This is a genomic window from Ensifer adhaerens (genome assembly GCF_002940685.1).
Taxonomy (GTDB): domain Bacteria; phylum Pseudomonadota; class Alphaproteobacteria; order Rhizobiales; family Rhizobiaceae; genus Ensifer; species Ensifer adhaerens_E.
Map to the genome: position 1 here is coordinate 268,848 of NZ_PNFP01000006.1, position 12,793 is coordinate 281,640.

General features: G+C 63.8%; 8 protein-coding genes and 1 tRNA gene. 5 read left to right on the forward strand and 4 right to left on the reverse strand.

Annotation, left to right across the window (positions count from 1 at the left end):
* Positions 1-105 precede the first annotated feature (105 nt).
* Positions 106-1,146, forward strand: a complete 1,041-nt coding sequence (locus tag C1A35_RS14210; RefSeq protein WP_104664942.1) for a Fe(3+) ABC transporter substrate-binding protein — start codon at positions 106-108, stop codon at positions 1,144-1,146.
* 234 nt (positions 1,147-1,380) lie between these two features.
* On the opposite strand, the gene C1A35_RS14215 is transcribed toward C1A35_RS14210, so the two are convergent.
* On the reverse strand, positions 1,381-2,877 hold the full coding sequence (locus C1A35_RS14215) for a CoA-acylating methylmalonate-semialdehyde dehydrogenase (RefSeq protein WP_104664943.1): 1,497 nt from the start codon (positions 2,875-2,877) through the stop codon (positions 1,381-1,383).
* Positions 2,878-3,004: 127 nt separating this feature from the next.
* On the opposite strand from C1A35_RS14215, the gene C1A35_RS14220 reads away from it, so the two are divergent.
* Positions 3,005-3,886, forward strand: a complete 882-nt coding sequence (locus C1A35_RS14220) for a LysR family transcriptional regulator (RefSeq protein WP_104664944.1) — start codon at positions 3,005-3,007, stop codon at positions 3,884-3,886.
* A 49-nt stretch (positions 3,887-3,935) separates the two neighbouring features.
* Here the strand turns inward: C1A35_RS14220 and C1A35_RS14225 are convergent, their stop codons facing one another.
* Positions 3,936-5,699, reverse strand: coding sequence for an adenylate/guanylate cyclase domain-containing protein (locus C1A35_RS14225; protein ID WP_104664945.1), 1,764 nt, complete (start codon positions 5,697-5,699; stop codon positions 3,936-3,938).
* Positions 5,700-5,946: 247 nt separating this feature from the next.
* Between C1A35_RS14225 and C1A35_RS14230 the strand changes: the two genes are divergently transcribed.
* Positions 5,947-6,147: a hypothetical protein gene (locus C1A35_RS14230; RefSeq protein ID WP_104664946.1), complete on the forward strand. Its 201-nt coding sequence runs from the start codon at positions 5,947-5,949 to the stop codon at positions 6,145-6,147.
* A gap of 49 nt (positions 6,148-6,196) precedes the next feature.
* On the opposite strand, the gene C1A35_RS14235 is transcribed toward C1A35_RS14230, so the two are convergent.
* Together C1A35_RS14235 and C1A35_RS14240 are read right to left on the reverse strand one after the other, a co-directional pair.
* Positions 6,197-6,273, reverse strand: a tRNA-His gene (locus tag C1A35_RS14235).
* A 188-nt stretch (positions 6,274-6,461) separates the two neighbouring features.
* Complete coding sequence (locus tag C1A35_RS14240; RefSeq protein ID WP_104664947.1) at positions 6,462-6,911, reverse strand: phasin; 450 nt, start codon at positions 6,909-6,911, stop codon at positions 6,462-6,464.
* Between the two features lie 230 nt (positions 6,912-7,141).
* On the opposite strand from C1A35_RS14240, the gene C1A35_RS14245 reads away from it, so the two are divergent.
* Positions 7,142-10,843 carry a PAS domain S-box protein gene (locus C1A35_RS14245; RefSeq protein WP_104664948.1) on the forward strand — a complete coding sequence of 1,234 codons (3,702 nt, stop codon included), beginning with the start codon at positions 7,142-7,144 and terminating at the stop codon, positions 10,841-10,843.
* 92 nt (positions 10,844-10,935) lie between these two features.
* A complete protein-coding gene (locus C1A35_RS14250) occupies positions 10,936-12,618 on the forward strand; it encodes an ABC transporter permease (protein WP_104665071.1) in 1,683 nt (560 codons plus the stop codon).
* The last annotated feature ends 175 nt before the right edge of the window (positions 12,619-12,793 follow it).

The window sequence follows — 12,793 nt, forward strand, 5'->3', positions numbered from 1 at the left end:
TTCTTGTTGAGCGTTAACCGTTTCCCGATTGACTGTTTCGGGCGTCGGGGTCAGAAAGATGAGCGATTTTGTTAACTTAGCTCAAACAAGAAAATGGAGGAAGCGATGTCCGTTTCAAGAGCAGCGATGGGCGTTCTGTCCCTGACGGCGACCCTCTTCGCCACGACCGCCGCCTGGGCCGACGGTGAGGTCAATATCTACTCCTACCGGCAGCCCGACCTGATCAAGCCGCTGCTCGACGCCTTCACCAAGGAAACCGGCATCACCACCAATGTGCTCTTCCTCGACAAGGGCCTCGTCGAGCGCATCCAGGCCGAAGGCGCCAACTCGCCGGCCGACGTGATCCTGACCGTCGACATCAGCCGCCTGACCGAGGCCAAGGACGCCGGCGTCACCCAGCCGGTTATCAACGAGACGATCAACAAGGATATCCCGGCGCATTTCCGCGATCCTGATGGCAACTGGTTCGGTCTCACCACCCGCGGCCGCGTCGTCTACGCTTCCAAGGAGCGCGTCGCCCAGGACGACATCACCTATGAAGAGCTTGCCGACCCGAAGTGGAAGGGCAAGATCTGCACCCGTGACGGCCAGCACTCCTACAACATCGGCCTGTTCGCCTCGATGATCGCCCACCATGGCGAGGCCGAGGCCGAGAAGTGGCTGACCGGCCTCAAGAACAACCTCGCCAAGAAGCCAGACGGCGGCGACCGCGACCAGGCCAAGGCTATCCTCGCCGGCGAATGCGATCTGGCGCTCGGCAACACCTACTATGTCGGTCTGATGATGACCAACGAGAAGGAGCCGGAGCAGAAGGATTGGGCAGCCGCCATCAAGGTGCTTTTCCCGAACGCCAAGGACCGCGGCACGCACGTCAACATCTCCGGCATGGCGCTCGCCAAGAACTCGCCGAACAAGGACAACGCGCTGAAGCTGATGGAATTCCTCTCGGAAGGCGAAGCCCAGAAGATCTACGCCGAGCAGGTATTCGAGTATCCGGTCCTGCCGGGCGCCGAGCCGTCGGATGTCGTCAAGTCCTTCGGCACGATCAAGCCGGACGAACTGCCGCTCGCCGACATCGCCGGCAACCGCAAGAAGGCTTCCGAGCTGGTCGACAAGGTCGGCTACAACGACGGTCCGCAGGACTGATCGAAAGACAATTGCTTGAGTGCGAACAGCGGGCCATCGGCCCGCTGGTTTCGTTTCGGAGGCATGAGGACGAACACTTGCCCCTGGAACCTCTGTTTGACTTTGGCGCACAGCTCGGCGGCCTAGTCGAGGGTCACCCTAAACCGCTCTGCCCCTTCCCGGTGCCATGTTGCCGATTGCAACAAAAAAGGGCCTCCCGAAGGAGGCCCCGAGGCGGGAGGATTTCGTATCCCGTTACTTCATCGTCGGTATGACGAATTCGGCACCACCCTTGATGCCCGAGGGCCAGCGCTCGGTGATCGTCTTCGTCCGGGTCCAGAACTTGATCGAGTCCGTGCCATGCTGGTTGAGGTCGCCGAAGGACGAGGACTTCCAGCCACCGAAGGAGTGGTAGGCGAGCGGAACCGGGATCGGCACGTTGACGCCGACCATGCCGATGTTGATGCGCGAGGCGAAGTCGCGGGCAGCGTCCCCGTCGCGGGTGTAGATCGCGACGCCGTTGCCGTATTCGTGCTTCATCGGCAGGTCGAGGGCTTCCTCGTAGGTCTTGGCGCGAACGACCGAGAGAACCGGTCCGAAGATTTCCGTCTTGTAGATGTCCATGTCCGGCGTGACATTGTCGAACAGGCAGCCGCCGATGAAGTGGCCCTGTTCATAGCCCTGGAGCTTGAAGTCGCGGCCGTCGACCACGAGTTTCGCGCCCTGCTCGACACCGCTGTCGATCAGGCTTCTGATGCGCTGCTCGGCTTCCTTGGTGACGACAGGGCCCATGTCGGCCTTCTCGTCGGTGTAGGGGCCGATGCGCAGGCTTTCGACCATCGGGGTCAGCTTCTCGATCAGGCGGTTGGCGGTTTCCTCACCGACCGGAACGGCTACCGAGATCGCCATGCAGCGTTCGCCGGCCGAGCCGTAGCCGGCGCCCATCAGGGCGTTGGCGGCTTGATCCATGTCGGCGTCGGGCATGATGATCATGTGGTTCTTGGCGCCACCGAAGCACTGGGCGCGCTTGCCGTTCATCGCCGCCGTGCCATAGACGTAGCGGGCGATCGGGGTCGAGCCGACGAAGGAAACGGCAGCGATATCCGGATGCGTCAGGATCGCGTCGACCGCGCCCTTGTCGCCGTTGACGACGTTGAGGATGCCCGCCGGCAGACCGGCTTCGATCATCAGTTCGGCAAGGCGGATCGGAACGGACGGGTCACGCTCGGACGGCTTCAGGATGAAGGCGTTGCCGCAGGCGATTGCCGGGGCAAACATCCACATCGGGATCATGGCCGGGAAGTTGAACGGCGTGATGCCGGCGCCGATGCCGACGGCCTGGCGGATCGAGTACATGTCGATGCCGGGGCCGGCACCTTCGGTGAATTCGCTCTTCTGCAGGTGCGGAATGCCGATGACGAATTCGCAGACTTCGAGACCGCGGATAAGGTCGCCCTTGGCGTCTTCGATCGTCTTGCCGTGTTCGCGCGACAGGATCTCGGCAAGCTCGTTCATGTTGGCGTTCAGGAGCTCGACGAACTTCATGAACACGCGGGCGCGGCGCTGCGGGTTGGTGGCCGCCCACTTCGGCTGCGCCGCCTTGGCGCTTTCGACGGCTGCAGAAAGTTCCGCGTCGCTGGCGAGCGCCACCGTGCCCTGCACTTCGCCGGTTGCCGGGTTGAAGATGTTGCTGACGCGGCCGCTCTTGCCGGCAACGCGCTTGCCATCGATGAAATGACCCAATTCGTACATGGATGGTTCCTCCAGACCTTGATTGTGGCGGCATGATCGCACTACGATTTCAACAAAGCAATTTCCGATATTCAGCAACCGTTGTGCAAAAATTAAAGTCCTAAGCGAGCGGACCGAGGTTGAAACGATGAACTGGGACGATGTCAGAATGTTTCTCGCGGTCGCGCGCACCGGGCAGATCCTTGCGGCGTCGAAGCGGCTGGGGGTCAACCACGCGACGTTGAGCCGCCGCGTGACGGCGCTCGAAGAAACCCTGAAGACGCGGCTGCTCGTGCGCCGGCCGAACGGCTGCGAGCTGACGGCCGAGGGCGAGATCTTTCTGGCAGCGGCCGAACGCATGGAAACGGAGATGCTGGCGGCGCAATCGCAGATCGGCCGGATCGACACGGCGATCGCCGGAACGGTGCGCATCGGCGCCCCCGACGGCTTCGGCGTCTCCTTCCTCGCGCCCCGCCTCGGGCGGCTGACCGCGCGCTACCCGGAACTGAAGCTGCAGCTGGTGCCCGTGCCGCGTTCCTTTTCGCTGTCGCAGCGGGAGGCCGATATCGCGATCACCATCGAGCGACCGGAACAGGGTCGCCTCGTGTCTTCAAAACTCACCGACTACACGCTCGGCCTCTATGCCTCGGCCGACTATCTCGAAAGGCATGGCACGCCGCGCACGATCGACGATCTGAGGGAACATCGCCGCATCGGCTATGTCGAGGACCTGATCTTCACGCCGTCCTTGAACTTCTCCGCCGAGATCATGCGCAGCTGGGATGCGTCCTTCGAGATCTCGAGCGCCACCGGCCAGACGGAGGCGGTGCGCTCCAGCGCCGGCATCGGCATCCTGCACAACTACATTGCCCGCCACGCGCCCGAACTCAAGCGCATCCTGCCGGAGACGACCATCCGCCGCGCCTACTGGACCACCTATCATGAAAGCGCGCGCGATCTCGTGCGCGTGCGCACCGTCGTCGCCTTCCTGCAGGAACTGGTGACGGCGGAGCACCAGATCTTCATTTGATCTGAGATGGCGCACTGGATGGGAGGGCCGTGGGGCTAGCGGACCGTGGCTAAAGTGAGATCCCGGCGTCGCGCAGGCCGTCGATCAGGCGGCCAAGCACTGCCGGGTCCTTGTAGGGCATCGCCCGCTTGAAATGATCGATGGAGAAGCTCGGATTGACCTCGAAGACCTCGTGCCAGTAACGGCGCGCTTCTTCGGCGCGGCCGGTGCGGCCGTAAAGGCAGGCGAGATAAAACCGCGTCATGTCCGAGCGTGGGGCCAGCGCCAGCCGACGCCTGAAGGCGATTTCCGCCTCGTCGTAGCGCCCGAGATTAAGCAGGGTCCGCCCCAGGAAATGCAGCGAGAGATCGAATTGCGGATCGAGCCTGTGGGCGCGTGTGTAATAGGGCAGCGCTTCCTCGAACCGGCTCTGGAAGTCGCGGATCGAGCCGAGCGCGGTATGACCGCCAGCAGAATTGGGATCGAGCCGGAGCATGTGCTGGGCGGCACGTTCCGCCTCGTCATAACGCCGCCCCCAGCAAAGCGCGAGCGAAAGGGCGTGGTGGCCATGGGCCTCGTTCTCGTCGGTGGCGACCGCCTTTTCGGCGAGCTCGAGTGCGCGCGAAACATTGTCGAACGTTCCGCCGTTCCACCGGTTGATGTAGTCGGTCAGAGAAACGATGGAGAGCGAGGCATAGGCCGCCGCCAGCCCGGGATCGATGGCGATGGCGCGTTCGAGCATGCTGCGCGCCTCCGCCGACGATACCGCGTCGAACCGCAGGATCGCCTGGCGCGACCGCACCAAGAGGTCATAGGCCTCCGGATCGACCTTGCCGCGGCCCTCGCGCCGCTCCGTTTCGCCGGCCGTCAGCTTCACCTTGAGCGCCGTCACGATGGTGCGGGTCACCTCGTCCTGCACCTCGAAGATATCCTCGATGCCGCGGTCGTAGCGCTCGGCCCAGAGATGCCCCCCGGTCGTGCCGTCGATCATCTGGGCGTTGATGCGGATGCGATTGGCGGCGCGGCGAACGCTGCCCTCCAGCACATAGCGGACGCCGAGATCACGGCTGACCTGGCGGATGTCCGGTGATTTGCCCTTGTAGGCAAAGGAGGAGTTGCGGGCGATGACGAAGAGACCGGAAACCTTGGAGAGATCGGTGATGATGTCCTCGGTAATGCCGTCGGCAAAATATCCCTGCTCCGGGTCGCCGGACAGGTTGTCGAACGGCAGCACGGCGATCGACGGCCGGGCAGGCAGCTGCGGCGGGGCCTCGGCAACGACCTTCGCCGGCGCGTCGGCATACTCGTCCGGCGACCAGCTCCAGATGTGCACCGGGCGTTCGATGTTCTTGACCTCGTGGTGGCCGCTGTCGATGAAGTTGAGATCGGTACGGCCCTGCACATATTCATGCACGCCATCGGAAATCGCGACGCCGCCGGGTCTGGCGAGCGCTTCTATGCGCGCCGCCACGTTGACGCCGTCACCATAGAGATCGCTGTCGGCAACCATGATGTCGCCCATGTTGATGCCGACGCGCAGCACGATCTGCTGACCTGGCGGCACGTCCGCATTGGCCAAGACCATCGCCTTCTGCAGCGCCGCGGCACATTCGACCGCGTTGACGGCGCTCGAAAACTCGACCAGCACGCCATCGCCCGTCCGCTTGAACACCCGGCCCTGGTGGGCTTCGACGAGCGGTTCCAGCACCTCGCTCCAGCGTGACATGAGCTGCGTATAGGTGGTCTTCTCGTCACGCTCCATCAGCCGGCTGTAGCCGACAACATCGGCAGCCAGAATGGCGGCAAGCCGCCGTGTGATGGATTCCTTGGCCATGGGGAGCAACGCCCTACTTGAACCCGCTGTGGAATTTTACCGGCGGATGCGGCCTATGTCCATTCGAACCGGGACCGGGCGGCTGCCCGACACTAGCCCGAATTGGGTATCGCCGAGACAGGAACCGGACGAGGTGCCGCAACGTTGCCTTCACGGGAGGAGAGCTGCTTGCGAGTCTCGCCCTGATGGCTCCGGCCATGCCAGCCGCAATCGGCTCACGCTCCTGTTAGCGGAGGAGTGCGGAAGGATGCTTCTGTCTGTCCCGGGCCGGCCGATCCTGCCGGGTGAACTCACGAAGATCGAGGACGTCTTCACCGAAGCGCTCAGAGAGCGAGAGCTGTCGCGCCAGTCGCCCGAGGCATCGGCGCTCGCTGCGCGGCTGATCGAACTTTATCAAAATGGCGTACAGGATTTGGTGGCGCTCAGAGCCATGGCAAAGCTGTTCTGACGATGCGAGGCACCGTACTAGGCTTGGCGTCGGATCTATAGGGAAGAAATGGTACGGTTGGTGGGAATCGAACCTACGACCTCAGGTGCCACAAACCTGCGCTCTAACCAACTGAGCTACAACCGCACATAAAGCGACATCAGTCGCTTGGCGGCTCACATACGGAGACTTCCGCCGCTTTGCAAGCCTAAACTTGAGATTATCCTGCAAAAAATCCGGATGGCAAGCCATCCGGATTCTTGGATTTCGGCGCAGCTGGCAGAATAAGGCGACCGCAGTCCGTCGCCATCGTTCAGCCGGCGCAGTCGGCTGACTTAGACCTTCTTGAAGGACGACATCGCCTTTTCGGCAGCATCCTTGCCCGGCTTTGCGACGTTTTCGGCAACCTTCTTGGTGGCTTCCTGCATCGACTTCGCCTGCTCGACGGCGAGTTCGGCCTGCTTGCGGACGAAGCTCGTCTGCAGTTCGACGAATTCCGACAGCGACTTGACGCCGAGCAGCGCTTCCATGTGCGAAAGCGAGTTTTCAGCATTGGTGCGCAGCGCGTCGATGGCCTTGAGACCGAGTTCGACGGTGCCGGTCTGGGCGCTTTCGAGCGTTGCTTCAACGGTCTTCGTTGCCTCTTCGGCAGCGGTCTTCATCTTGGCATAGGCTTCCTTCGACTGGACGGCACCCTTTTCCGCGAAGTCGCGGAAGCTGTCGGTGAACTTCGCCGGGTCGAAAGAGGAAAGGGAAAATACGTCGTCGGTCTTCTTGGTAGCCATGAAAGCGCTCCTTGGTGTCTGGCCCTCTTCAGAGGCGCCGTTGGTTGATGCGCATTATATAAACCACTTGCTTGTGCATTGCAATAAAATTGTGCAGTGCACAAATTCGGGAGCATTAACCTTTCGCGCTGAAAGCCGTGGCGAAGCTCCGGCCCTCGCTGGACCCTCGCGGGTCCGCCGGGTATTAATAGAGTGTTAACCCGCAAGCGATCCGTCAATAGGCCCCTTCAATGCCCGCGAGACAGTATCCCTTCATCGATATCGCCGTGCATGCGCGGGTGCGGGAGCATTTTGCCCGCGGTGACGCGGCGATCCTGTTTTCGCGGGATTTTGCACGCATTCTCTGGGCCAACGACCAGGGGGCAGCCTTTTTCGGCGCCGGGTCGATCTACGATTTCATCGATGCGGGGCCGAACCAGGGCGACCTCTCGCTGCGTCAGCTGAAGGCCGTGGCAGCGCAGCTTACGCGCGCCGGCGATCGGCGCCAGCTTTCGATCCGGAAGTTTTCGGGCTTCCGCGGCACGCCGCTCACCGTGAGCGTGGAAATGATCCGCGTGCGCCCGGACGAGGACGCGATACTTTTCGCCGCGCCGCATTCGGGCGCGCCGCTGTCGCTCGAGGATCGCGCCGCGCGCATGATCGCCGGTCTCGACGGACCGGACACGCACATGGCCGTTCTTAACGGGAGCGGCGGCATCATCGCCCACTCCCCGGGTTTCGTCGATCTCGGCATGTCGGACGAGACGCGCAAGCAGCTCGTCGATGCAGTCGGCCGAGACCATGACTGGCTGATCAAGCGCCCGGTCGCCACCCGGAAGGGACATCTGCCGGCCGCGGTCGGCAAGATCGCCGACGACCCGTCCTTGCACCTGCTGTTTGCTGTCGAGACCATTCTCGGCACGCTCGATCCGGACGAGGAAGAAGCGCCGGCTGCGCAGGCATTGCCGATATTGCCACCGGCCGAGGATCCGCAGCCGGACACGGAGGCACCACTCGCCGGCGCACCGGACATGGTCGAACCGGCCGAAGCGTTGATCGACGCTGCGGCACCTGCCGAAACATTCGAACAGGCGGAGCCACCGGAAGCGGATGCCGCGCCGCAGGACGATGGCGACGTTGACAACGCAGACACCGGCTTAGCCGCGGATCAGGCCACCTTGCCGACGGAACCGGAGGTCGTTGCCGCTGCGCATATCCCGGACGCGGTTGGCGATGCGGATATCAAAGCGTCGGCGCAGGCCGTGGAGCCGGCACAGGACGACGACAAGCAGGCGCTTGCGGACGAGACACTCGAAGACAACGCCCACGCGCCGACGTCCGCAGCCCCCGCCACGGCAGAAGACGCCACCCACAACGAGGAAACGATCGAGGCGACCGGCGCCGGCGCGGATCAGGCGGAACAGTCCGACTTTGCGTTCGTGCCCGGCGGCCGTGCGGTCCGCTTCGTCTGGAAGATCGACGCCGAGGGCCGCTTCAGCGAAATCTCCGAAGAATTCGCCACCGCCGTCGGCCCGCGTGCCGCCGATGTGATCGGCACCACCTTTACCGAAGTGGCGACACGCTACGGCCTCGATCCCGACCAGAAGATCGGCGCGCTGCTGCAGCGCCGCGACACCTGGTCGGGCAAGACGATTTTCTGGCCCGTTCAAGGCACAAGCCTCAAGGTTCCGGTCGATCTGGCCGCCCTGCCCACCTACTCGCGCTCCCGCGAGTTCGACGGCTTCCGCGGCTTCGGCATCGTCCGCCTTGCCGATGCCATCGAAGACGAGCACGCCAACGGCCTGGCATTCGGCGCCATACCGGCGGAGGACGTTGCCGAGGCGCAAGGAGAGGCCGAGGCGGCGCCATCGGAAGTCGGCACGCACGCTTCTTCCACCGGCCCCGAGATCGAGGCGCTGCCCGCTCACCAAGAGCAGGCCCTCGAACAGCGGCCTGCCGACACCGAAGCCGAGCCTGCCGCAACGACGCCGGATCGCAACGCGCCCGAGGACCAGCCGCTTCTTTTCGGCACCGAGCACGCGGGCCAAGGCGACGACGACGTCGCTGCGGGCGAACAGGACGCAACGTCCGACTATCCCTCTCAGGGGGAGCACCCTGCGCTGCAGGTCGTCGACATCACTGAGAACCCTGGCTCCGACAAGGTCGTCGAGCTTGAGAAACACCGCGCGGCAGCCGCGCTGACGCGTGGCGAACAGGCGGCGTTCCGCGAGATTGCGCGGCAACTGGGCGAGCACTTCGGCAAGCCTGCAGCGGAAGCCGCACCGGCAGAGGAAGGCGACGCGGCAGGCGATGCGAACACGCCCTTCCTGGTGGGCGCTCATGACGCGGTCTCCTCCTCGACGCCGGCGACCGAAGAACAGGCCGCCGCGGCAGATACGAGCGCAGAGACCGACGGCAGCGCAGCGAAAGACGAGCAGGCGAACGAAGATCTCCAGCCGCAAGCGGCCGATATCGGCTTGAGCGGCGAGATCCTCGACAGCCTGCCGATCGGCATGCTCGTCCATCGCGGTGATGAACTGCTGCATGCCAATCCGGAATTCCTACGGCTGACCGGCTATGGCGACCTCGATGACTTTGTCCGGGAAGGTGGCATCGATGCGCTCTTTGCCAACGGCGAAGAGGCGACCGACCAGGAACCGGACGGCACGATGACGCTGATCCGCAAGGACGGCCAGATGCGACCGGTCACCGCGCGCCTGCACACGATCCGCTGGGACGGCCGGAGCGCGCTGATGCTGGCGTTGACGCCGTCGGCCGCGAACATGCCATCGACCAGGCTCGACGAGGCACTCACCGGTGACGACGTCGACGGCCTGAAGACGGAAATCGACGAGCTCAAATCCATCCTGGAGACAGCGACCGACGGCGTCGTCATTCTCGGGCACGACGGCGACATCCGCTCCATGAACCGTTCGGCAAGCGCGCTCTTCAATTATGACGAGGGCGAGATCCGCGGCAAACCCTTCGCCGCGCTCTTCGCGCATGAAAGCCAGAAGGCTGTCATCGACTATCTGCACGGGCTTTCCGGCCACGGCGTCGCGAGCGTGCTCAACGACGGACGCGAAGTGATCGGCCGCGAGGCGAGCGGCGGCTTCATTCCGCTGTTCATGACCATCGGCCGGCTTTCGGCCTCCAACGGCTTTTGCGCCGTGATCCGCGACATCACCCAGTGGAAGCGCACGGAAGAGGAGCTTCGCAACGCCAAGCGCGCGGCGGAGACGGCAAACGCCCACAAGACCGAATTCCTCGCCCGCGTCAGCCACGAAATCCGCACGCCGCTCAACGCCATCATCGGCTTTTCCGACATGATGGCGAGCGAGCATTTCGGGCCGGTCGGCCACCCACGCTACATCGAATATGCCGGCGACATCGGCCGTTCGGGCCGGCATGTGCTCGACATCGTCAACGATCTGCTCGACATCTCGAAGATCGAGGCCGGCGAGATGGAACTCGATTTCGGCGCCGTCGAGATCAACGAGGCGGTGTCTGAGGCCGTGTCGCTGGTGCAGCCGCAGGCCAACAGCCAGCGCGTCATCATCCGCACCTCGCTGTCGGCCGCCGTGCCCAACGTCGTTGCCGACGGCCGCTCGATCAAGCAGATCGCACTCAATATTCTGGCGAACGCCATCCGCTTCACGCCGTCTGGCGGCCAGATCGTCGTGTCGACCTCCTACGAGGCGAACGGCAGCGTCATGCTGCGGATCCGCGACACCGGCGTCGGCATGACCCGCGGCGAACTGGAACAGGCGATGAAGCCCTTCCGGCAGGTGACATCAGGCGCACGCAAGCGCGGCGACGGCACCGGCCTCGGCCTGCCGCTGACCAAGGCAATGGCGGAGGCGAACCGCGCCCAGTTCTCGATCACCTCGGCACCGAACGAGGGAACGCTGGTGGAAATCTCCTTCCCGTCACAACGCGTCTTGGCGAACTGAGGCCGGATGTTATAAGGAAATGTTGACTTGTGGCGGCCAGTTTGCTGGACGCCATCGGCCATTTCCTGCCGTCATGCCGCGGAATCGATCGATTGCAGTCCACATCTCAGAGCATCAAGCGCCGCTATGCGCGTGCGGGAACCGGTCTTTCCCATCCCCTGCTGGCGACCTGGGCCGGATTGACATCGGCCATCGTGCTGATGCCGATCATTGCGATTGCCTGGCTGGCGATCTCGGGCGGCGGCGGCAACTGGCCGCATCTCATGGAAAACGTCATTCCCCGCGCCACCGGGCGAACGCTGCTCCTGATCTCGCTGACGGGTGCCGCGACCGCCTTCGTCGGCATCCTGACTGCGTGGCTGGTCGCGAGCTGTGAGTTCCCGCTGCGGCGCTTGCTGTCGGCCGCTCTGGTTCTGCCGCTTGCGATCCCCGCCTATCTCGCAGCCTATGCGTTCGGCGAGCTCTTCACCTTTACCGGGCCGGTGCAGGGGCTGATCCGTGCCATCTTCGGCTTCAAGACGAGCCGCGACTACTGGTTTCCGGATATCCGCTCGCTCGGCGGCGCCGTGCTGGTGCTGAGTTCGGTTCTCTATCCCTACATCTATCTCGCCTGCCGATCGATGTTCCTGATGCAGGGTCGCGCGGCCGCCGATGTCGCCCGCACGCTCGGCGCCGGGCCGCTGAAGGTGTTCTTCCGTATCCAGATCCCGATGGCGCGTCCGGCCATCATGATCGGCCTGACGCTGGTGGCGATGGAGACGCTGAACGATATCGGCGCGGTCGAATTCCTCGGTGTGCAGACGCTCACCTTCTCGATCTTCGACACGTGGCTGAACCGCGGCAGCCTCGCCGGGGCGGCACAGATCGCCTGCATCATGCTGGTATTCGTCATCGGCCTGATGATGATCGAGCGCGCCGCGCGGCGGCGCCAGCGCTTCTCCAGCCAGAAAACGACATCCGCCGTCCATGACGCCGCACGGCTTGTGCTGACCGGCTGGAAGAAGTGGGCCGCCATGCTCGCCTGCCTGCTGCCCGTATTCTCCGGCTTCGCCGTTCCCTTCGTCATCCTCGGCAACTTCGCACTCAAGCGGATCGACCAGTTCATCGAGCCGCGGCTGCTGAGCGCCCTCTTCCACAGCATGCTGGTTTCGGGCGCAGCCGCGACGGTTACGGTTCTGCTCGGTTTCGTGCTCGCCTATGCTGCCCGCACCGGGCACTCGCGGGTGAGCGACATCGCCGGGCGGCTCGCCTCGTTCGGCTACGGCGTGCCCGGCACGGTGCTCGCCATCGGCGTGCTCTTCCCGCTTGCCGCACTCGACAACCTGATCGACGCCGGCATGCGCGATACGTTCGGCATCTCCACCGGCCTGATGATGACCGGAACCGGTTTTGCGATCATCTATGCCTGCAGCGTGCGCTTCCTCACCATGGCCGAGGGCACGCTCGAGGCCGGGTTCCAGAAGCTTTCGCCGCATCTCGACATGGCGTCGCGCGCGCTTGGCCGCACCGGCGGGCAGACCTTGCGCACCGTGCTCCTGCCGATGATGCGTCCCGCCGTGCTCACCGCCGCCTTGCTCGTCTTCATCGAAACCATGAAGGAACTTTCGGCAACGATCATGCTGAGGCCCTTCAACTTCAACACGCTGGCGACGCTCGTCTACGAGGACGCGTCTCGGGCAAAGGTCGAAGACGCTTCGGTCGCGGCGATGATCATCGTCGTCGCCGGCATGATCCCGGTCATCCTCGTTTCCCGATCGCTCGAGCGCCGATCCTGAGCCTCTGCGGGCCGCAGGCATAAAAAAGAGGTGGCTGGGAGGCCACCTCGATAGTTGAATGCTAAACCAACAATCGCTCGAGAAGGAACCAAGTCATGCCGGCGACGGCAGCTCTGCCGAACGCCGATCCAACATCGATCAGCCTCAAGTTGGCATGACCATGCGCCCCCAAACC

What these genes read in the sequence shown, in the direction of transcription:
- C1A35_RS14215 (WP_104664943.1), bottom strand. Translation starts at nt 2,877, where the DNA reads ATGTACGAATTGGGTCATTTCATCGATGGCAAGCGCGTTGCCGGCAAG.
- C1A35_RS14220 (WP_104664944.1), top strand. Translation starts at nt 3,005, where the DNA reads ATGAACTGGGACGATGTCAGAATGTTTCTCGCGGTCGCGCGCACCGGG.
- C1A35_RS14245 (WP_104664948.1), top strand. Translation starts at nt 7,142, where the DNA reads ATGCCCGCGAGACAGTATCCCTTCATCGATATCGCCGTGCATGCGCGG.
- C1A35_RS14210 (WP_104664942.1), top strand. Translation starts at nt 106, where the DNA reads ATGTCCGTTTCAAGAGCAGCGATGGGCGTTCTGTCCCTGACGGCGACC.
- C1A35_RS14240 (WP_104664947.1), bottom strand. Translation starts at nt 6,911, where the DNA reads ATGGCTACCAAGAAGACCGACGACGTATTTTCCCTTTCCTCTTTCGAC.
- C1A35_RS14230 (WP_104664946.1), top strand. Translation starts at nt 5,947, where the DNA reads ATGCTTCTGTCTGTCCCGGGCCGGCCGATCCTGCCGGGTGAACTCACG.
- C1A35_RS14225 (WP_104664945.1), bottom strand. Translation starts at nt 5,699, where the DNA reads ATGGCCAAGGAATCCATCACACGGCGGCTTGCCGCCATTCTGGCTGCC.